The 21397-nt window shown below is 66.3% G+C and carries 18 protein-coding genes and 1 riboswitch; of the genes, 8 read left to right on the forward strand and 10 right to left on the reverse strand.

What is annotated here, in order from left to right:
• Positions 1–152: 152 nt before the first annotated feature.
• Positions 153–953 (reverse strand): 3-deoxy-manno-octulosonate cytidylyltransferase, encoded by an 801-nt coding sequence (locus tag CK944_RS05185; protein ID WP_103171984.1) that lies wholly within the window; start codon positions 951–953, stop codon positions 153–155.
• A 1-nt stretch (position 954) separates the two neighbouring features.
• Entirely contained in the window at positions 955–1752 is a 798-nt protein-coding gene (gene cysQ / locus CK944_RS05190) for a 3'(2'),5'-bisphosphate nucleotidase CysQ (RefSeq protein ID WP_103171985.1), read from the reverse strand.
• 129 nt (positions 1753–1881) lie between these two features.
• Between cysQ and CK944_RS05195 the strand changes: the two genes are divergently transcribed.
• The 8 genes from CK944_RS05195 to CK944_RS05230 all read left to right on the forward strand — a co-directional run bounded on the left by CK944_RS05195 (position 1882) and on the right by CK944_RS05230 (position 11436).
• On the forward strand, positions 1882–2703 hold the full coding sequence (locus CK944_RS05195) for an ABC transporter permease (RefSeq protein ID WP_103171986.1): 822 nt from the start codon (positions 1882–1884) through the stop codon (positions 2701–2703).
• 166 nt (positions 2704–2869) lie between these two features.
• On the forward strand, positions 2870–4786 hold the full coding sequence (gene dnaK / locus CK944_RS05200; protein WP_103171987.1) for a molecular chaperone DnaK: 1917 nt from the start codon (positions 2870–2872) through the stop codon (positions 4784–4786).
• 80 nt (positions 4787–4866) lie between these two features.
• Entirely contained in the window at positions 4867–6024 is a 1158-nt protein-coding gene (gene dnaJ, locus CK944_RS05205; protein ID WP_103171988.1) for a molecular chaperone DnaJ, read from the forward strand.
• Between the two features lie 48 nt (positions 6025–6072).
• Positions 6073–6840, forward strand: a complete 768-nt coding sequence (radC, locus tag CK944_RS05210) for a DNA repair protein RadC (protein WP_103171989.1) — start codon at positions 6073–6075, stop codon at positions 6838–6840.
• Positions 6841–7114: 274 nt separating this feature from the next.
• Positions 7115–7675, forward strand: coding sequence for a ubiquinol-cytochrome c reductase iron-sulfur subunit (petA, locus tag CK944_RS05215; RefSeq protein ID WP_103171990.1), 561 nt, complete (start codon positions 7115–7117; stop codon positions 7673–7675).
• A gap of 12 nt (positions 7676–7687) precedes the next feature.
• Positions 7688–9010, forward strand: a complete 1323-nt coding sequence (gene petB / locus CK944_RS05220; RefSeq protein ID WP_103171991.1) for a cytochrome b — start codon at positions 7688–7690, stop codon at positions 9008–9010.
• 679 nt (positions 9011–9689) lie between these two features.
• The gene (locus CK944_RS23945; protein WP_229665092.1) at positions 9690–10451 is read left to right on the forward strand and encodes a cytochrome c1; all 762 of its coding nucleotides are present in this window, start codon (positions 9690–9692) and stop codon (positions 10449–10451) included.
• Positions 10452–10560: 109 nt separating this feature from the next.
• Positions 10561–11436: a ribokinase gene (locus CK944_RS05230; protein WP_103171993.1), complete on the forward strand. Its 876-nt coding sequence runs from the start codon at positions 10561–10563 to the stop codon at positions 11434–11436.
• Here CK944_RS05230 and phoB read toward each other — a convergent pair.
• The 8 genes from phoB to mutS form a co-directional block, all read right to left on the reverse strand.
• Entirely contained in the window at positions 11433–12122 is a 690-nt protein-coding gene (gene phoB / locus CK944_RS05235) for a phosphate regulon transcriptional regulator PhoB (protein WP_103171994.1), read from the reverse strand. The genes CK944_RS05230 and phoB overlap by 4 nt on opposite strands.
• A 5-nt stretch (positions 12123–12127) precedes the next feature.
• Entirely contained in the window at positions 12128–12850 is a 723-nt protein-coding gene (gene phoU / locus CK944_RS05240; RefSeq protein WP_103172129.1) for a phosphate signaling complex protein PhoU, read from the reverse strand.
• Between the two features lie 19 nt (positions 12851–12869).
• A complete protein-coding gene (pstB, locus tag CK944_RS05245) occupies positions 12870–13667 on the reverse strand; it encodes a phosphate ABC transporter ATP-binding protein PstB (protein ID WP_103171995.1) in 798 nt (265 codons plus the stop codon).
• A gap of 20 nt (positions 13668–13687) precedes the next feature.
• Positions 13688–15046: a phosphate ABC transporter permease PstA gene (gene pstA / locus CK944_RS05250; RefSeq protein WP_103171996.1), complete on the reverse strand. Its 1359-nt coding sequence runs from the start codon at positions 15044–15046 to the stop codon at positions 13688–13690.
• Positions 15043–16248, reverse strand: a complete 1206-nt coding sequence (gene pstC, locus CK944_RS05255) for a phosphate ABC transporter permease subunit PstC (protein ID WP_103171997.1) — start codon at positions 16246–16248, stop codon at positions 15043–15045. Before pstC ends, pstA begins: the two co-directional genes overlap by 4 nt.
• 69 nt (positions 16249–16317) lie before the next feature.
• Positions 16318–17346: a substrate-binding domain-containing protein gene (locus CK944_RS05260; RefSeq protein WP_103171998.1), complete on the reverse strand. Its 1029-nt coding sequence runs from the start codon at positions 17344–17346 to the stop codon at positions 16318–16320.
• Between the two features lie 124 nt (positions 17347–17470).
• Complete coding sequence (gene aroC, locus CK944_RS05265) at positions 17471–18586, reverse strand: chorismate synthase (protein WP_103171999.1); 1116 nt, start codon at positions 18584–18586, stop codon at positions 17471–17473.
• Positions 18583–21219 (reverse strand): DNA mismatch repair protein MutS, encoded by a 2637-nt coding sequence (gene mutS, locus CK944_RS05270; protein WP_103172130.1) that lies wholly within the window; start codon positions 21217–21219, stop codon positions 18583–18585. The genes aroC and mutS overlap by 4 nt, the downstream gene beginning before the upstream one ends.
• Before the next feature lie 59 nt (positions 21220–21278).
• Positions 21279–21375, forward strand: a riboswitch (TPP riboswitch).
• Positions 21376–21397 lie beyond the last annotated feature (22 nt).

Raw genomic sequence — 21397 nt, forward strand, 5'->3', positions numbered from 1 at the left:
TCGAGGGCCGAACGCAGCTTAACGCAAAGTCACCCGCAAAGGCTGCATTGTTCAAGCGCAATCATAGCGTCCTCGGCAGTTTGGTGCCAATGCAATTGCAGAAAAACACGCCTGATTTTCGGCAAATGCTCTTTATCGGCGGTTGCGGGGCTTCAGTCCAGGTTCATGGTCCGCATCATCTCCTCCAGGCGGGGCACATCCTGGGGGTTGTTCAATTCCCAGAACAGCCGGCCGCGCGATTCGACCTCGACGCACAGGATGCGGCGGCCGCGTTCCAGGAAGCGCAACTGTTCAAGCCCTTCCAGCCCTTCCAGGCGGCCTTCGTCCCAGGTCGCATAATCCGCAAGCGCCCCGGGGCGATAGGCATAGACGCCCACGTGATGAAAGACCGGGCTGGGGTCTTCATTGCCGAAATCGCCCGCCGCGAAGGGGATGACTTCCTTTGAAAAATACAGCGCCTGTCCGTCATGACCGAAGACCGCCGTGGTGCCGCCCACGCGGCCCGCATGGCGGTCCGCGACAAGATCCGCACGCATCCGGCCCGTGCAGCGCAGGACCGGCGTCGCCACATCGAAGGCGGGACCGGCGCGCAGGCCCGTCACCAGATCCTCGACGAACCAGGCAGGGGTCAGGGGCGCGTCGCCCTGCAGGTTCACCACGATCTCGGGCGTCAGGCCCAGGTTCGCCACCGCCTCGGCGCAGCGTTCGGTGCCATTGCGGCACAAGGCCGAGGTCATCACCACCTCGGCCCCGAACCCTTCCGCGTGCTCGCGGATCCGGTCGTCGTCGGTGGCCACCACCACCCGGTCCACGCCCGAGACCGCCATGGCCGCGTCCCAGCTGCGCCGGATCAGGCTTCGCGCCTGGCCCGACGCGCCGCGCAGATCGACCAGCGGCTTGCCCGGATAGCGGGTCGAGGCATGGCGGGCGGGAATGACGATCACGACCGACATGTCAGGCCCGAACCAGCAGCACGCCCGGCGCGAAGGCGATAAAGAACGGGTTCTCGAACCCCGGCTTGCCATAGGTCAGGGGGGTATGGTCGTCGAACCGGACCACTTCGCCGCCGGCCCCGCGCAGCACGGCATCGCCCGCCGCCGTGTCCCATTCCATCGTCCGGCCCAGCCGGGGGTAAAGATCGGCCTCGCCCGTCGCCACAAGGCAGAACTTCAGCGACGACCCGGCACTGGTCATGTCGCGCACCGCGTATTGGGCAATATAGTCGTCGGTCGCGGCGTCGCGATGGGATTTCGACGCCACCACCATCAACCCGCGGTTGTCGGGGATCGGGTTCACGCCGATGGGGACGGTTTCGCCCGGAACCTCGCCGAAGGGGCCGTGCTCCTCGACCGAGCGCCCGTCGGCGGTGGTATAGAACAGCCGTCCCTTGGCCGGGGCATAGACCACGCCATGCAGCGGCACGCCGTCCTGGACATAGGCGATGTTGACCGTGAAATCCCCGCGCCGCTGCACGAATTCCTTGGTGCCGTCCAGCGGATCGACGATCAGGAAGGTTTGCGCGGCCTGGCCATGGCTCGCGGCCTGCTCCTCGGTGATCAGGGGGATGTCCGGGAAGGCCTCGCGCAGCCCGGCCGAGATCAGCGCATCGGCGGCCTCGTCTGCAGCGGTGACGGGCGAATCGTCGGATTTCGCCCGGATTTCGAAATCATCGGCCTGATAGATTTCCATGATCCGTGCCCCCGCCTGCAGGGCCAGTGTCCGCATCAGGGCGGTCAGTCGTTCAAATTCCATCTAGTTTCCTTCCCTGACGGCCCTTTCGGCACGGCCCTGTCGATTGTGAGGGGGGCCGGACACTCTTATGATCGCGGCGGACGGCTTGGGCAAGCGCCCGTCGGACAAGGCAGCAGGCGGGCAGGGACTTTGTTCAACCAGCGAAAGAACAGCACGATCATCCAGGCGGGCGGAACGACGCTTGGCCTGATCTATCACCAGACCGTCTACAACCTGCGCAACGATCATCGCAACGCGGTCATGGGCCTGCTGCTGACGATCCTGCAATCCGCGATCTTCATGATGGCGTTCCTGCTGATCTACCTCGTCATGGGGGTGCGCAACTCGCCCATTCGCGGCGATTTCATGCTGTATCTGATGTCGGGCATCTTCATGTTCATGGTCCATGTCCAGGCCTCGGGCGCGGTGGCGGGCAGCCATTCGGTCTCGGGCGGGCTGGTCAAGCACGAACCGCTCAACCCCGCGATCCTGATCGCCTCGGCGGCCCTGGCGGTGCTTTACCGCCAGACGGTCAGCTGCATCGCGATCCTGTGGCTGTATCATGTGGTGATCGCGCCGATCCGGTTCGACTTCTGGCCGGGATCCCTGGGGATGTATCTGCTGTCGTGGTTTTCGGGGGCCTGCATCGGGCTGGTGTTCCTGGGGATCCGGCCCTGGTCGCCGCGCGGGTCCAAGCTGCTCACCACAGCCTATCAGCGGATCAACATGTTCGCCTCGGGCAAGATGTTCGTGGGCAACCTGGTGCCCAATGCCCTGCTGCCCTGGTTCATCTGGAACCCGCTGTTCCACATCATCGACCAGCAGCGCGGCTTTCTGTTCATCAACTACACGCCCCTGAAGACCGATCCGCTTTACGCGCTCTGGTTCTCGCTGGCGGCCATGATGATCGGGCTGCTGATCAACTTCACCACCCGCAAATACGAATCCATCAGCTGGAGCGCGGCTGATTGAGCAGGCGCAAATTGCCCGCATCCGGCGCTTGCGGGGCTTCAAACCATCCCTATATACACCCCCGAAGCGTCCGGGTTCCCGGACCTGAAGAGTGTTTTTGGGATCGGGCCTCGGGGGCCGTAACGGACCCGAAGTCCAGTGTAATCGCCGCAAGAAGGAAACAAGCATGTCAAAAGTCATCGGCATCGACCTCGGCACCACGAACAGCTGCGTCGCGATCATGGACGGCAGCCAGCCCAAGGTCATCGAGAACAGCGAAGGCGCGCGCACCACGCCCTCGATCGTGGGCTTCACGGAAAGCGAGCGTCTGGTCGGCCAGCCTGCCAAGCGCCAGGCGGTCACGAACCCCACCAACACCGTCTTCGCCGTCAAGCGCCTGATCGGCCGCCGCATCGGCGACGAGGCGGTTGAAAAAGACAAGAAGCTTGTCCCCTACAACATCGTGGACGCCGGCAACGGCGACGCCTGGGTCGAGGTGCGGGGCGAGAAGTATTCCCCCGCCCAGGTCAGCGCGATGATCCTTCAGAAGATGAAGGAAACCGCCGAATCCTATCTGGGCGAGACGGTGACGCAGGCCGTCATCACGGTTCCCGCCTATTTCAACGACGCGCAGCGCCAGGCGACCAAGGACGCGGGCAAGATCGCGGGCCTGGAAGTCCTGCGCATCATCAACGAGCCGACTGCGGCCGCCCTGGCCTATGGCCTGGACAAGAAGGACAGCAAGACCATCGCGGTCTATGACCTTGGCGGCGGCACCTTCGACATCACCATCCTGGAAATCGACGACGGGTTGTTCGAGGTGAAATCGACCAACGGGGACACGTTCCTGGGCGGCGAAGACTTCGACATGCGCATCGTCAACTATCTGGCGGACGAGTTCAAAAAGGAACACGGCGTCGATCTGACCAAGGACAAGATGGCCCTTCAGCGCCTGAAGGAAGCCGCCGAGAAGGCCAAGATCGAACTGTCCTCGGCCAGCCAGACGGAAATCAACCAGCCGTTCATCAGCATGGACAAGAACAGCGGCACCCCGCTGCACCTGGTCATCAAGCTGACGCGCGCCAAGCTTGAAAGCCTGGTGGGCGACCTCATCAAGCGCACCATGAAGCCGGTGGCCGACGCCATCAAGGACGCGGGCGTGTCGAAATCCGACATCGACGAGATCGTCCTGGTCGGCGGCATGACCCGGATGCCCAAGGTGATCGAGGCCGTGACCGAGTTCTTCGGCAAGGAACCCCACAAGGGCGTCAACCCCGACGAGGTCGTGGCCCTGGGCGCGGCCATCCAGGCGGGTGTGCTGCAAGGTGACGTCAAGGACGTGGTCCTGCTGGACGTGACGCCGCTGTCGCTGGGCATCGAAACCCTGGGCGGCGTGTTCACGCGCCTGATCGACCGCAACACCACGATCCCGACCAAGAAGTCGCAGATCTTCTCGACCGCCGAGGACAACCAGAACGCCGTGACGATCCGGGTGTTCCAGGGCGAACGCGAGATGGCGGCCGACAACAAGCTTCTGGGCCAGTTCAACCTTGAGGACATTCCGCCCGCGCCGCGCGGGTTGCCGCAGATCGAGGTGACCTTCGACATCGACGCCAACGGCATCGTGTCCGTCAGCGCCAAGGACAAGGGCACCGGCAAGACGCAGAACATCACCATCCAGGCCTCGGGGGGTCTGACCGACGAGGACATCGAGCGGATGGTGAAGGACGCGGAAGCCAATGCCGATGCCGACAAGCAGCGCCGCGAACTGGTCGAGGCCAAGAACCAGGCCGAAAGCCTGATCCATTCGACCAGGAAGTCGCTGGAAGAACACGGCGACAAGGTCGATGGCTCGACCGTCGAGGCGATCGAACTGGCCGTGGGCGCCCTGGAAGAAGCGGTCAAGTCGGACGACGCGGGCAAGATCCGCGGCGGCATCCAGAACGTTATGGATGCGTCCATGAAGCTGGGCGAGGCGATCTACAAGTCGCAGCAGGCGTCGCCGGAGGCCGGTGACGACGATGGCGACCGCGCGCGCAACGTGGACGACGACATCGTGGATGCCGATTTCGAGGATCTCGGCGAAGACAAGAAGCGCGGCTGATCCGGGCCGCACCCTTTCGGGGCCGGTCCGCGGAATGACGCGGGCCGGCCGTTTCGTTGGGGAACCAGACAGGACAAAAGATGGCCAAGCGTTGCTATTACGAGGTTCTGGGCGTGACGCGCGGGGCATCGGCCGAGGAAATCAAGAAGGCCTATCGCCAGAAGGCGAAGGAACTTCATCCCGACCGCAACAAGGACAACCCCCAGGCCGAAGCCCATTTCAAGGAAGCCAACGAGGCGTATGACTGCCTCAAGGACGACCAGAAGAAGGCGGCCTATGACCGCTTCGGCCATGCGGCATTTGACGGCGGCATGGGCGGCTTCAACGGACGCGGCGCGCATCCGGGCGATTTCGGCAGCGCCTTCGCCGATGTGTTCGAGGATCTGTTCGGCGACATGATGGGCCGCCGGGGCGGCGGGGGGGGCCGTTCGCGGGCGCAACGGGGCCAGGATCTGCGCTATAACCTGCGGGTCAGCCTGGAGGACGCCTATGCCGGGCTGAAGAAGTCGATCACCGTTCCCGGCTCCATCGCCTGCGAGGAATGCCAGGGCACCGGCGCCGAAGGCGCGACCCAGCCCGCCGCCTGCCCGACCTGCGCCGGCATGGGCAAGGTCCGGGCGCAGCAGGGCTTCTTCACCGTCGAACGCACCTGCCCCACCTGTGGCGGCCAGGGCCAGATCGTCAAGAACCCCTGCAAGGCCTGCCATGGCGCCGGCCGCATCGAACGCGAACGCACGCTGTCGGTGAACATCCCCGCCGGCGTGGAAACCGGCACCCGCATCCGCCTGGCCGGCGAGGGCGAGGCAGGCCTGCGCGGCGGCCCGGCGGGCGATCTTTATATCTTCATCGAGGTGCAGGACCACGCGATCTTCCTGCGCGACGGCAAGGTCCTGGCCTGCCAGGTGCCGGTCAGCATGGCCACCGCCGCCCTGGGCGGAGAGGTCGAGGTGCCGACCATCGACGGCGGCCGTGCCCGAGTCAAGGTTCCGGCGGGCAGCCAGTCGGGCCGGCAGATGCGCCTGCGCGGCAAGGGGATGCCGCCCCTGCGCCACGGTCCTGGCGCCGCGGGCGAGCCGGGGGACATGCTGATCGAACTGGTCGTCGAAACCCCCGTGAACCTGACCGCCCGCCAGCGCGAATTGCTGCGCGAGTTCGAGGCCGAACAGGCCGACAACAGCCCGCAATCGGACAGCTTCTTCAACAAGGTCAAGAACTTCTGGGAGGGGATGCGCGGCTGATCCCGCGCGTTAACCTTTCCTTCACCGCTGCGGGTCCATGCTGGCGCCATGGACCCGAATCGCACCTTTGGCGAAATGCCCCTGCCCTTGTTCCAGCCCGCCCCCGACGAGGCGGCCCTGATCGCGGTTCCTGGCGGCAAGGCGCCGTCCTATCTGGCCGATCACCGCGCCCGGTTGCGCGACCGCTTCATGAAGGGCGGCGCCAGCGCCATGCCGGATTACGAGATGCTGGAACTGGTCCTGTTCCGCGCCATTCCCCGCCAGGACGTGAAACCCCTCGCCCGCCGCCTGATCGAGACCTTCGGCGACTTCAACCGCGTGCTGACGGCCCCCGCCACCCGGCTAGAACAGGTTGCGGGCGTCGGCCCGGCCGTTGTCACCGAACTCAAGATCGTCGAGGCTGCGGCGCAGCGCATGGCGCGGGCCAAGGTCATGCACCGCCCCGTGCTGTCAGGATGGGACGCGCTTCTGGATTATTGCCACACCGCCATGGCGCATCGCGAGATCGAACAGTTCCGCGTCCTCTATCTCGACCGCAAGAACGTTCTGATCGCGGACGAGGAACAGGCGCGCGGCACCGTCGATCATGTCCCCGTCTATCCCCGCGAAATCATCCGGCGGGCCCTGGAACTGAACGCCTCGGCCCTGATCCTGGTCCACAACCACCCTTCGGGCGATCCCACGCCCTCGGATGCCGATATCACCATGACGGCCCGGATCGCCCAGGCCGCCGACAGCATGGGAATCACCATCCACGACCACCTGATCATCGGCAAGTCGCGCGAACTCAGCTTCCGCAGCCAGGGCCTTTTGTGAAATTCTTCTTCATTCAAATATCCTCGGGGGTGAAGGCCGCGTGCAGCCAAGGGGGCTGAAAGCCCCTTGTCTTGCCCGGCCCTTGCCCCAGGACCTGCGACGAAATGCCCGCGACAAATTTCCAACATCGGCTGGGCATCGGGGCCGCCTGCAGGGGCTTACCCGCTGGACTGACAGATAATTGAAGGCTAGAACCGCCCCCGCGAAGGCTGCGACAATGCGCGGCCCGGATTGTCGTATCGGCCGGTCCCCGGCCCGAATTGGAGAATGACCCGTGTCCCACGCAGATGACCACGTAGGCACCCGGAGGGATTTCCTCTATTATGCCACGGCGGGCGCAGGCACGGTGGCCGCCGGTGCCGCCGCCTGGACGCTTGTGAACCAGATGAACCCCTCGGCCGATGTCCAGGCGCTCGCCTCGATCCAGGTCGATGTCAGCGGGGTCGCGGAAGGCACCCAGCTGACCGTCAAGTGGCTGGGCAAGCCCGTGTTCATCCGCCGCCGCACCGCCGAAGAGATCGAGGCCGCCCGCGCGGTCGATGTCAGCGAACTGATCGACCCCAGCGCGCAGAACGCAAACGACCCCACCGCCCCCGCCACGGACGAGAACCGCACCCTGGACGAGGCCGGCGAATGGCTGGTCCAGATCGGCGTCTGCACCCACCTGGGCTGCGTTCCCATCGGGGACGGCGCGGGCGATTTCGGCGGCTGGTTCTGCCCCTGCCACGGTTCGCATTATGACACCGCCGGACGCATCCGCCGCGGCCCCGCGCCGCAGAACCTGCACATTCCCGTCGCCGAATTCCTCGACGACACCACCATCAAGCTGGGCTGAGGAGGGATCTCGATGGCCGGAATTCCGCACGACCATTACGAGCCCAAGACGGGCTTTGAAAAGTGGCTTTACCGCCGCTTGCCGATCGCAGGCGTGATCTATGACACGATCATGATCCCCACGCCGAAGAACCTGAACTGGATGTGGATCTGGGGCATCGTCTTGATGTTCTGCCTGGTCCTGCAGATCGTCACCGGCATCGTCCTGGTGATGCATTACACGCCGCATGTGGACATGGCCTTCGCATCGGTCGAACACATCATGCGCAACGTGAACGGCGGCTACATGCTGCGCTATCTGCACGCGAACGGCGCCTCGCTGTTCTTCGTGGCCGTGTATCTGCACATGTTCCGCAACCTTTACTACGGCAACTACAAGGCCCCGCGCGAGGTCACCTATATCATCGGGATGCTGATCTACATCCTGATGATGGCCACCGCCTTCATGGGCTATGTGCTGCCATGGGGCCAGATGTCCTTCTGGGGCGCGACCGTGATCACCGGCCTGTTCGGCGCGGTCCCGGGCGTCGGCGGCGCGATCCAGCAATGGCTGCTGGGCGGACCGGCCGTGGACAACGCCACGCTGAACCGCTTCTTCTCGCTGCACTACCTGCTGCCCTTCGTCATCCTGGGCCTTGTGATCGTCCATATCTGGGCCTTCCACACCACCGGCAACAACAACCCCACCGGGGTCGAGGTGCGCCGCACCAGCAAGGAAGACGCGCAGAAGGACACCCTGCCCTTCTGGCCCTATTTCGTGATGAAGGACCTGTTCGCGCTTGGCGTGGTGCTGGTCGTGTTCTTCGCGGTCGTGGGCTTCATGCCGAACTATCTGGGCCACCCCGACAACTATATCGAGGCGAACCCGCTGGTGACCCCGGCCCATATCGTGCCGGAGTGGTACTTCCTGCCCTTCTACGCGATCCTGCGCGCCTTCACGGCCGATGTCTGGATCGTGCAGATCGTCCAGTTCCTGTCCTTCGGCATCATCGACGCCAAGTTCTTCGGCGTGCTGGCGATGTTCGGCGCGATCCTGGTCATGGCGCTTGTGCCGTGGCTGGACACCAGCCGGGTGCGCTCGGGCCGCTATCGTCCGCAGTTCAAGTGGTGGTACTGGCTTCTGGCCCTGGACTTCGTGCTGCTGATGTGGTGCGGCGCCATGCCGGCCGAGGAACCCTATGCCACGATCTCGCTGATCGCCTCGGCCTATTGGTTCGCCTATTTCCTGGTCATCCTGCCGCTGCTGGGCGTGATCGAGAAGCCCGAGCCGATGCCCGCCACGATCGAGGAAGACTACCTTGCGCATTACGAATCGCCCACGCGCATGGCCGAGTAAGGAGAGCCAGACGATGACCCTGAGAACCAAGACGCTCACGGCCGCGCTGGCCCTGGCCATCTTTGCGGGCGGCGTCGCCCTTGCGCAGGATGCGGCCACTCCGGTTCCCGCCCCCCAGGGGGGGACCGGTGCGCAGCAGTCGACCGAACCCGCCGCCACACCGGCGGAAACCCCTGCCCAAGCCCCCGCCGAGGCGCCCGCCGCCCCGGTCGAGGCAGGATCAGGAGAAACCCCGGCTGGGGAAAGCGCAACCGCGCCGGCCCAGTCGTCCGAGCCGTCAACAGCTCCCGCCGGGGCCGAGCAGACGCCGATGGAGGCACCGGAAACGCCTTCGGTGACCGCGACGGACGGCGAAACCCCGGCGGAACCCCAGGCAGAGGGCGCGGCTGAACAGCCCGCCGCCCCGGCCGAGCCGGCAACGGAAGCCGGTGCCGAGGAACCCGCTGCCGTGCCCGCCGAAGATGCGGCGGAACCGGCTGCGGCGGAACCCGCCACCGACGCGCCCGCCGAAGGCGCCAGCGATGCTGGCGAACCGGCTGCGGACGCGGTCCAGGTCACGGAAGGCGACGAAGCCGCCGCCCCGGCGGAAACCACCGGCACAGTGGTGGCCGAGGAAGGCCATGACGACATCGAGGGCACGCCCGAGGATGACGCCAGCGAAGCCGAGGGTCACACCGCGATCGAGGGCGAGGAAGAGCATGCCGACAGCCACGGCGCCGTCCATATCGAGGACATCGCCTTCAGCTTCGAGGGTCCCTTCGGCAAGTTCGACCAGTTCCAGCTTCAGCGCGGCCTTCAGGTCTATACCGAGGTCTGCGCGGCCTGCCACGGCCTGAAGTTCGTGCCGATCCGCACGCTGCATGACGACGGCGGCCCCGGCCTGCCCGAGGACCAGGTCCGCGCCTATGCCGCGAACCTGACCCCGATCCTGGATCCCGAAACCGGCGAGGAACGTGCCCGTCTTCCGACGGACCATTTCCCCACGGTCACGGGCGACGGCATGGGACCGGATCTGTCGTTGATGGCCAAGGCCCGCGCGGCGTTCCACGGCCCCTACGGGACGGGCATCAGCCAGCTGGTCAACGGCATCGGCGGCCCGGAATACATCCATGCGCTTCTGGTCAGCTATACCGGCGAGGAAGTCGAACAGGCGGGCACGGTGCTTTACGAAAACACCGCCTTTGCCAGCGGCAACATCGCCATGCCGCCGCCCCTGTCGGACGATCTGGTCACCTATGAGGACGGCACCCCCGCCACGGTCGACCAGATGGCCCGCGACGTTTCGGCCTTCCTGATGTGGACCGCCGAACCCAAGCTGACCGACCGCAAGCAGGTCGGCCTGGTGTCGGTGCTGTTCTTGATCGTGCTGACCTCGCTGCTGTATCTGACGAACAAGCGGCTGTGGGCGCCGCACAAGCGGAAGCTTCACAAGAAGCACTGATCCACGATCCTGCGATCTTGGCGCGCCCCCCTGCGGGGCGCGTTTTTCGTTACTGGACAATCCTCGCGCGCCCGCCACCATGTCCAGAAGGCATATCGAAAGGAAGTTCATGGCGATCTGGAACCTGGGGTCGATCAATATCGACCACGTTTATCGGCTGGATCACCTGCCCAGGCCGGGCGAAACGCTGGCCTCCCGCAGCTATGCGCAGGGTCTGGGCGGCAAGGGCGCGAACCAGTCGATCGCGGCTGCGCGTGCGGGCGCGATCACCCACCATGTCGGGGCCATGGGCACCGGCGACGACTGGGTGATCGCCCGCCTGCGCGACCGGGGCGTCTGCACCGCCGATATCCTGCGCCTGTCCGGCCAGGCGACGGGCCATGCCATCATCCTGCTGGACCAAGAGGCCGAGAATTCCATCGTCATCCATCCCGGCGCGAACCGGGCGATCACCCCGGCGATGCTGGAAAAGCCGCTATCGGCCATGAAGGCGCAGGATACGCTGCTGATCCAGAACGAAACCTCGGGCCAGACCGAGGCGGCCCGGATCGCGCGGCGGGCGGGCGCGCGTGTCGTCTATTCCGCGGCGCCCTTCGATATCGAGGCGGTTCGGCCGATGCTGCCCCATGCGACGATCCTGGCCATGAACGCGGGCGAGGCCGAGGCCCTGTTCGCGGCCATGCCGGGGAACCTGCCGGTCCAAGGCCTGCTGATCACGCGCGGGGGCGACGGCGCGGAATACCGGGATCTGGTGACGGGCGAGGTTCACCGCCAGGCCGCGTTCCCGGTCAATCCGGTCGATACGACCGGGGCGGGCGACACCTTCACGGGCTATTTCGCCGCCGCCCTGGATCGGGGCGACGCGATCCCTGCGGCACTGCGCCTGGCAGCGGGCGCGGCGGCGCTGAAGGTCACGATCCCCGGTGCGGGCGATGCCATTCCCGGGATCGAGGAAGTGATCTCCTTCATCGCCAACCGGGCCTAGCCCAGCGAATATCCCGTGCCGCGCACGGTGCGCACCGGGTTGTCGCCGCCGTTCTGCATCAGCGCCTTGCGCAACCGGCCCACATGCACGTCGATGGTGCGCGTATCGACATAGATGTCGCGCCCCCAGACCCGGTCCAGCAGCTGTTCGCGCGTCCAGACCCGGCCCGGCTTTTCCATCAGCGTGGACAACAGCCGGAATTCGGTCGGGCCCAGATGCAGCGGCTGGCCCGCGCGGAACACGCGATGTTCGGCGGCGTCCAGGATGATGTCGCCGAAGGACAGCCGTTCGCCCATGCTGGCGGGCCGGGTGCGGCGCAACTGCGTGCGCAGCCGGGCCATCAGCTCGACCACGGAATAGGGCTTCACGACATAATCGTCGGCCCCGGTTTCCAGGCCCCGCACGCGGTCGCTTTCCTCGCTGCGGGCGGACAGCATGATGATGGGGATGGACCGGGTGGCGGGGTCCGCCTTGACCTGGCGGCAGACCTCGATCCCCGAGACCTTGGGCAGCATCCAGTCCAGCACCATCAGGTCCGGCTGTTCTTCCTGGACCAGCAGCAGCGCGTCCTCGCCATTGTCGGCCACCACGACGGCGAAGCCCTCGGCCTCCAGGTTGTATTGCAGCACCTCGCGCTGCGCGCCCTCGTCCTCGACCACCAGGACGCAGGGGGATTGCCGCGCCATCGCCGTCAGGCCTCTGCCGCGCCGGAACCCAGGCCCGGCACGTTGTTGTCCTTGGGGCGGCTTTCCTCGGGCATCTCTCCGGTCACAAGATAGATCACCTGTTCGGCGACGGCGGTGGCAAGATCGCCCATCCGTTCGACGTTCTTGGCGATGAAATGCAGGTGCATGCAGGCGGTGATGTTGCGCGGGTCTTCCATCATGTGGGTCAGGAATTCGCGGAACAGCGCGTTGTACATCTGGTCCACCTCCAGGTCGCGCTGGCGCACATCCTCGGCCAGGCCGGCGTCCCGGCGGATATAGCTGTCAAGCGCGTCCTGGACCATCTTGCCCACCGCCGTGCTCATCCGGCGCAGGGCCAGGCCCGCGCCGTCGATGGGCGGCATCTGCGACAGCACATGGGTGCGCTTGGCCATGTTCTTGGCGTAATCGCCCACCCGTTCCAGCGAATGGGCGATCTTCATCACCGCGAGCACCATGCGCAGGTCGGTGGCCGTGGGCGCGCGCAGGGCGATCAGGCGGGCCGCGTCCTCGTTGATCTGCATTTCCAGCGCGTCGATGGCCTTGTCGCGGCGGCGCACCTGTTCGGCCAGTTCCACATCGCTGGTTTCCAGGGCGGTGGCGGCATCCGAGATGGCGGCCTCAACCATGCCTCCCATCTTGACGGCCAGGGCCTGGATCGTTTCCAGATCGCGGTCGAAAGCCGACGAGATATGCTTTTCGCGGTTCATCATTCCTGCCCTTGTCCTGTCAGCCGATCCGGCCCGAGATATAGGCCTCGGTCCGGCTGTCTCTCGGCCTGGTGAAGATGTCGTCGGTGTCGCCGTATTCGACCAGGTTGCCCAGGTGGAAGAAGGCGGTCTTCTGGCTGACGCGCGCGGCCTGCTGCATCGAATGGGTGACGATCACCACCGAGAACTGGCTGCGCAACTCCTCGATCAGTTCCTCGACCTGGGCGGTGGCGATGGGGTCGAGCGCCGAACAGGGTTCGTCCATCAGCAGGACCTCGGGGCTGGTGGCCACCGCGCGGGCGATGCACAGCCGCTGCTGCTGGCCGCCCGACAGGCCGGTGCCGGGTTCGGACAGCCGGTCCTTGACCTCGTTCCACAGCGCCGCGCCGCGCAGGGCCTTTTCGACGATGCCGTCCAGTTCGGCGCGGTTGCGGGCAAGCCCGTGGATGCGGGGGCCGTAAGCCACGTTGTCATAGATCGACTTCGGGAAGGGGTTCGGCTTCTGGAAGACCATGCCCACCTTGGCGCGAAGCTGCACCGGATCGACGCGGCGGTCATAGACATCCTCGTTGTCCAGCAGGATCTGACCTTCGACCCGGGCGATGGGAATGGTGTCGTTCATGCGGTTGATGCAGCGCAGGAAGGTGGACTTGCCGCAGCCCGACGGGCCGATGAAGGCGGTCACGGTCTTGTCCAGGATGTCCACGTCCACATCCTTCAGGGCGTGCTTGTCGCCGTAATAGACCTGCACCTTGCGGGCGGAAATCTTGGTCTCTATCTGGGACACGGCTTTCTCCGGGCGGTTCATATCGTACATATTGGCCTCCAACGGACCGATTACCAACGGCGTTCGAACTTGCGGCGCAGCCAGATGGCCAGCACGTTCATGCAAAGCAGGAAGATCAGCAGCACGATGATCGCGCCCGAGGCCCGTTCGATGAAGGCCGGGTCCGACCGCTGCGTCCAGTTATAGACCTGCACCGGCAGGGCGGAGGCCGGGTCGAACAGGCCGCCGGGCAGCCCGTCGGGGTGGTCGCGGATAAAGGCCACCATGCCGATCAGCAGAAGCGGCGCCGTTTCCCCAAGGGCCTGGGCCAGACCCAGGATCACCCCGGTCAGGATGCCGGGGGTCGCCAGCGGCAGGACATGGTGAAAGACCGACTGCATCTTGGACGCGCCCACGCCCAAGGCCGCGTCGCGGATCGACGGCGGCACGGCCTTCAGCGCGGCGCGGGTGGGAATGATGATGCGCGGCAGCGTCATCAGGGTCAGCACCAGCCCGCCCACGATGGGCGCCGATTGCGGCAGACCCGCGAAGTTGATGAAGGCCGCCAGCCCCAGGATGCCGAAGACGATCGACGGCACGGCGGCCAGGTTCGAGATGTTGACCTCGATGATGTCGGTGATGCGGTTCTTGGGGGCGAATTCCTCAAGATAGATGCTGGCAGCGATGCCGATGGGCACCGCAAGCGCCAGCACCACCAGCATCATGTAGAACGACCCCAGGATCGCCACGCCCACGCCCGCCGCCTCGGGGCGCTGATCGGATGCGTCGGCATTGGTGAGGAAGTTCCAGTTGAAGCGGGTGACCATTTCCCCGCGATCCGCCAGTTCCTGCGCAAGAAGAAGCTGCTGGGGCGAGGTGTTGCTGTCGCGTTCCGCGCTTTCCATCGTCACGCGGCCCTTGAAGTACCCGTCGATGCGCCCGCCGGTCAGCACGTCGAATTCGACCGTCTGGCCGACCAGATCCGGATTGGCCAGCACGCGGTCGCGCACCTGGGCCGAAGCCTCCTTCGAGATCAGGCCGTCGATGTCCTTTTCCGTCAAGCCCTCGATCTGGATGCCGTGGCGGGCGACCGTGGCCTCGACCGCGGCGTCCAGGACGCGGCCATAGGACAGGGTCAGCACCTTGGCCATCTCGGCCGGGTCGCGGTTGCCCTTGGGGTCCAGCACGGCGGCGTCAAGCGTCACGGGGATGTTCAGATAGGTCTGGCGAAAGGCGCCCGCCCCGCCCGTCAGGATCGTCGCCAGCAGCACCACAAGCGCGATCATGGAAATCGCGATGGCGGCGACGCCATACAGGCGAAAACGCTTCTCGGCGGCGTTGCGGGCCTTGGTGCGCGCATCCTGTTCCAGAAGCGAGGCAGGCTTGCGGTCCGGCAGGGCGGCCGACGAGGACAGCGGCATATCGGTCATTCGTATTGCTCGCGATATTTGCGCACGATGTAGAGCGCGACCACGTTCAGGGCCAGGGTGATGACGAACAGCGTCAGCCCCAGGGCAAAGGCCACCAGCGTCTCGGGCGAGTTGAAGTCGCTGTCGCCGGTCAGTTGGCTGACGATCTTGACGGTGATGGTGGTCATCGCCTCCAGCGGGTTGAGGCTCATCTGCGCGGCGGCGCCCGCGCCCAGCACCACGATCATCGTCTCGCCGATGGCGCGGCTGGCGGCCAGCAGAACCGCGCCCACGATGCCCGGCAGGGCCGCGGGCAGGACCACCTGGCGCACGGTTTCCGAAGGCGTCGATCCAAGGCCTAGGGCGCCGTCGCGCAGGGATTGCGGCACCGCGTTGATGATGTCGTCGGACAGCGAACTGACAAAGGGGATCAGCATGATCCCCATGACCAGCCCGGCGGTCAGGACCGAGGTGCCCGAATTGCCCAGGCCCAGCGGCTGCGCAAAGTAATCGCGCAAAAGCGGCCCCACGGTGATCAGGGCGAACAGGCCATAGACGATGGTGGGGATGCCGGCCAGAACCTCGATGGCGGGCTTGACGAAGCCGCGCACCCGGCGCGACGCGTATTCCGACATATAGACGGCGGCGAACAGCCCGATGGGCACCGCCACCAGAAGCGCGATGGCCGACACATACATCGTGCCCCACAGCAGCGGCACGATCCCCAGTTGCGAATTGCCCTGGAAGCGCGGCGTCCATTCGGTGCCGAAGAAGAAGGTCTTCCAGTCATAGACCCGGAAGAAATGCCCCGTCTCGAAGACCAGGGACAGCACGATCCCGGCGGTCGTCACGATGGCGATCAGCGAACACAGCATCAGCAGGCCCAGCACCATGTGTTCGACCACGTTGCGGGCCTGGTATTCCCGGCCGATGCGCATGACGCCGAAGCCCAGCCCCGCGATGGCCGCGATCAGGGCGACGATGCCGATGATCGGGCCGGTGTCGCTTGACAGGACGCCAGCCAGGCGCAGGATCGCCCCCGCAGCCAACACCGCCAGCGCGGGCAGCAAGGCCGCCAGCCCGACGCTGGCCCCGTGATAGGCGGGGCGGCTGTGCAGCTTGCGGACATCGGGGCCGGCGGTGGCGAAGGCGCGGCTGCGGCCGACGATGTAACCGGCCGCGGCCAGCAGGAAACTTGCAAACAACGCCCATGACAGCGGCATAAAGGGCAATCCTTCAGGGAAGAACGAAAGGGTCGGGACGGCGCGCAAGACGCGCACCGTCCCCCGGCATTACTGCATCGTGGTGCCGGCGGCGACGGCTTCCTGGGTCGCGGCCAGTTCGGGATCGGACACCAGCCCGTATTCGGCCAAGGGGCCGTCGGGACCGGCGATCTCATCGGCCACGAAGAATTCCACGAATTCCTGCAGGCCCTGGATTTCGCCCAGATGGGCCTTCTTCACATAGAAGAACAGCGGGCGCGACACCGGGTATTCGCCCGAGGCGATGGTCTCGGTGGACGGCGTGACGCCATTGATGGTGCCCACCTTCAGCTTGTCGGTGTTGTTTTCATAAAAGGACAGGCCGAAGACGCCGATCCCGTTGGGCGAGGATTCGATGCGCGCCAGCGTTTCGGTGTAGTCGCCGTCGATGTCCACGGCACGGCCATCGGTGCGCAGCGTCATGCAGGCCTGCTCGGCCGCGTCCTCGTCCATGCCCGAGGCGACAAAGGCCTCCATGGCGCCCGATTCCTCGCAGCCGGCCAGAATGACCTTCTCCTCGAAGACCTCGCGGGTGCCGTGCTTTGTGCCGGGCACGAAGGCCAGGATTTCCTGCTGGGGCAGGTCCGGATTCACCTCGTTCCAGTTGGCGGCCGTGTTGTCCACGATCTGGCCGTCGCGGACCACCTTGGCGGACAGGGCGTTGAACCAGTCGGCGGGGGTATAGGCGAAGTCCGGGCCATTGGCGGAATTGGCGAAGACGATCCCGTCATAGCCGATGCGGACCTCGATGATGTCGGTCACGCCATTGGCGGTGCAGGTCTCGCGTTCGCCGTCGCGGATCGGGCGGCTGGCATTGGCGATGTCGATGGTGTTGGCGCCCACGCCCTCGCAGAATTTCTGCAGCCCGCCGCCGGTGCCGCCGGATTCCACGACCGGAACGGGGAAGTCCATGTTCTCGCCGAACAGTTCGGCCACGATGGTGGAATAGGGCAGCACGGTGGACGAACCCGACACCTGGATCTGGTCGCGGGCGGCCGCAGTTGTGGCCGAAGCGGCGATCACGGCCAGGGCCGAGACGGTGAATTTCACGGTGGACATGGATCTCTCCTGTTTTCTTCACGCCCAGTGCGGGGCTGTGCGTGACCTAAGCGCCCGTGGTGACGCTTGTGCGAAAGAAGCATGACCCTTTTATGACAGACAGGGGTTTTTTGAACCTTTCGCGTCAGTTTTGCGGCAATTCGCCGATCCGGCCCCGCCGTCCGCCGGTCTGCGCCCTGTCCATCAGCAGGTGGTCCAGGATCACGCAGGCCGCCATCGCCTCGGCCACGGGAACCGCGCGAATCCCCACGCAGGGGTCGTGTCGGCCCTTGGTGATCAGGTCGATTTCGTTGCCGTGACGGTCGATGGCGCGGCGCGGCGTGGTGATGGAACTGGTCGGCTTGACCGAGAAGCGGACCACGATCGGCTGGCCGGTGCTGATGCCGCCCAGGATGCCGCCCGCGTGGTTCGAGAGGTAAATCGGACCGTCGTTGCCCATGCGGATCTCGTCGGCATTGTCGGTGCCGGTCAGGGCGGCCGCCGCCATCCCCTCGCCGATCTCGACGCCTTTCACGGCGTTGATCGACATCATCGCGGCGGCAAGATCGGTATCCAGCTTGGCATAGACCGGTGCGCCAAGGCCCGGCGGGCAGCCTTCGACCAGAACCTCGATGGCGGCGCCGACGCTGTCCTGCGCCTTGCGGATCGTGTCGAGGTAGTCGGACCACTGGTCCACGGCCGTCGCATCGGGCAGGAAGAAAGGGTTGTCGTCGATGGCCGTTGCGTCGAATTTCGCGCGATCCAGATGCAGCGCGCCCATCTGCACCATGTATCCGGTGATCCGCAGGTCGGGCAGAAGGTCGCGCAGCACCGCCTGCGCCACGCCCCCGGCCGCCACCCGGGCCGCCGTTTCGCGGGCGCTTGACCGCCCGCCGCCGCGATAGTCGCGATGGCCGTATTTCAGGTGATAGGTGATATCGGCATGGCCGGGGCGGAAGGCCTGCGCGATCTCTCCGTAATCCTTGGACCGCTGGTCGGTGTTCTCGATCATCAGCTGGATCGGCGTGCCGGTGGTGCGTCCCTCGAAGACGCCCGACAGGATGCGGACCTGGTCGGGTTCGCGCCGCTGCGTGGTGTGCTTGGAGGTGCCGGGACGGCGGCGGTCCAGGAATTGCTGGATGAACCCCTCGTCCAGGGCCACGCCCGGCGGGACGCCATCGACGGTGGCGCCAAGCGCGGGCCCATGGCTTTCGCCCCAGGTGGTGAACCGGAACACGCGGCCAAAGGTGTTGAAGCTCATGCGGTTTCCTTGCTCAGGGCTTTCAGTTCATAGATCAGGTCCAGCGCCTCGCGCGGGGACAGGGCGTCGGGATGGATGTCCTTCATCCGCGCCTCAAGCGGGCTTTCCTTGGCCCTTGGCGCAACAGGCGCGGGCGGCACGGCGCGGAACAGGGGCAGGTCGTCGATCAGCGCGGCGGGGCGGGCCGCGCCCTCGCGTTCCCCCGATTCAAGCGCGTCCAGCACCGCGCGGGCGCGTTCGACCACGGATGCGGGCAGCCCCGCCAGCCGAGCCACCTGCACGCCATAGCTGCGGTCGGCGGCGCCTTTCCTGACCTCGTGGAGGAAGATCACCTCGCCTTCCCATTCGCGGACAGTGACGGTGGCGTTTTCCACGCCGTCCAGCTTGGCGGAAAGCGCCGTCATCTCGTGGTAATGGGTGGCGAACAGCGCGCGGCAGCGGTTCATCTCGTGCAGATGCTCCATCACCGCCCAGGCGATGGACAGCCCGTCCCAGGTCGCGGTGCCGCGCCCGATCTCATCCAGGATCACCAGGGCGCGGTCGTCGGCCTGGTTCAGGATCGCGGCGGTCTCGACCATTTCCACCATGAAGGTGGACCGGCCCCGCGCCAGGTCGTCGGCGGCGCCCACGCGAGAAAACAACTGGCTGACCAGACCGATATGGGCGCGGCGGGCGGGCACGAAGGCCCCCGCCTGGGCCAGCACGGCGATCAGCGCGTTCTGGCGCAGGAAGGTGGACTTGCCCGCCATGTTCGGGCCGGTCAGCAGCCAGATCGCCGGGGTCTGGCCTTCGGTCAGCGCGCAGTCATTGGCGACAAAGCTTTCCGCCTTGCGCTTCAGGGCGCGTTCCACGACCGGGTGGCGGCCGCCCTCGATGACAAAGGCGCGGCTGTCATCGACCAGCGGACGCGTCCAGCCTTCGCCCGTGGCGATGTCGGCGAAAGCGGCGGCCAGGTCGATCTCGGCCAGGGCGCGGGCGGCCTGGGCGATGGCTGCGGCCCGGTCCAGCACGGCGGCGCGCAGGCGGTTGAAGATGCCCCGCTCGATCTCCAGCGCGCGGTCGCGGGCGTTGAGGATGCGCGTCTCAAGCTCCGACAGATCGACGGTGGTGAAGCGGATCTGGTTGGCCGTGGTCTGGCGGTGGATGAAGGTCGCGTTCAGGGGCGGGGCCATCATGCGTTCGGCATGGGTGGCGGTCGTCTCGATGAAATAGCCCAGCACATTGTTGTGCTTGATCTTCAGGCTTTGCACCCCGGCAAGCGCCGCATAATCGGCCTGCATCCCGGCGATCACGCCCCGGCCTTCGTCGCGCAACCGGCGGGTCTGGTCCAGATCCGCGTCAAAGCCCGCTGCCACGAAACCGCCGTCGCGGGCCAGCAGCGGGGGTTCGGCCACCAGCGCATCGTCCAGCAGGCCGATCAGCGCGTCATGGCCGGTCAGGTCGCGCGCGGCATCCGCCAGCACCGGCGCCGCATCGACCGGCAGCCGCGCCGCGATGGCCGCGCCCTGCGCCAGTCCCGCCCGGATCGCGGCCAGATCGCGCGGCCCGCCCCGGTCCAGCGCCAGCCGCGACAGCGCCCGGTCCATGTCGGGCACGCGCGACAGCGCCGTTCGCAGATCGCCCGTCAGGCGGGGATCATCGACCAGCATCGCCACCGCGTCATGGCGCGCGTGGATCAGCGCCAGATCGCGCGATGGGGCGCCGATGCGTCGTTCCAGCAGCCGCGCGCCCGCCGCCGTCACCGTCCGGTCGATGGCCGACAGCAGCGATCCCTCGCGCCCGCCCGACAGGGCCTGGGTCAGTTCCAGGTTGCGCCGGGTGGCCGCGTCGATCCCCATCGCCCCGCCCGCGCGTTCGCGCACCGGCGGGCGCAGCAGGGGCAGTTTCCCCTTCTGCGTCAGGTCCAGATAATCGACGATGGCCCCCATGGCCGACAGTTCCGCGCGGCTGAACGACCCGAAGCCGTCCAGCGTTTCCACGCCGTAAAGCCCGCAAAGCCGCCGCTGCCCCGCCGCGCTGTCAAAGGCACTGGCGTGCAGGTCGGTCAGCGCCGCCCCGGCATCCGCCGCCAGATCGCCCAGGCCCGATCCGTCGCAGGCCAACAATTCGCGGGGCGCAAGGCGCGCCAGTTCGGGCGCAAGTCGCGGCAGCGGGCATTCCATCACCTGGAAGGCGCCGGTGGAGATATCCACCCAGGCCAGCGCGCAATCATCCCGCACCTGCGCCCATGCCGCCAGATAGTTGTGGCGCCGCGCCTCCAGCAGCGATTCCTCGGTCAGGGTGCCGGGCGTCACCAGCCGCACCACGTCGCGGGCGACGACCGATTTCGACCCACGCTTCCTGGCCTCGGCCGGATCCTCCATCTGCTCGGCGATGGCCACGCGAAAGCCCTTGCGGATCAGCGTCAGCAGATAGCCCTCGGCCGCATGGACCGGCACGCCGCACATCGGGATGGGTTCGCCCCCATGGGTGCCGCGCTTCGTCAGCGCGATGTCTAGGGCGCTTGCGGCGGCCACGGCGTCGTCGAAGAACATCTCGTAGAAATCGCCCATGCGATAGAACAGCAGGGCGCCGGGGTTCGCCTCGCGGATCGCCAGGTATTGCGCCATCATCGGCGTGGGCTGATCGGTCATGTCCTTCGTCATGGCGGCGTTTCTAGCCGCTTGCGGCGGGCTGCGAAATCCCTACATTCAAGGCCACCTCGGGGGGCCATGTGGCTGAGACGCGCAAGCGGACCCGTTGAACCTGATCCGGCTAACACCGGCGGAGGGAAGGTGACGCTGTCCTTTCTTTCGTGACCCATATGGAAAG

It is taken from the genome of Paracoccus sp. SY (assembly GCF_002901215.1).
In the GTDB taxonomy this organism is placed as follows: domain Bacteria; phylum Pseudomonadota; class Alphaproteobacteria; order Rhodobacterales; family Rhodobacteraceae; genus Paracoccus; species Paracoccus acridae.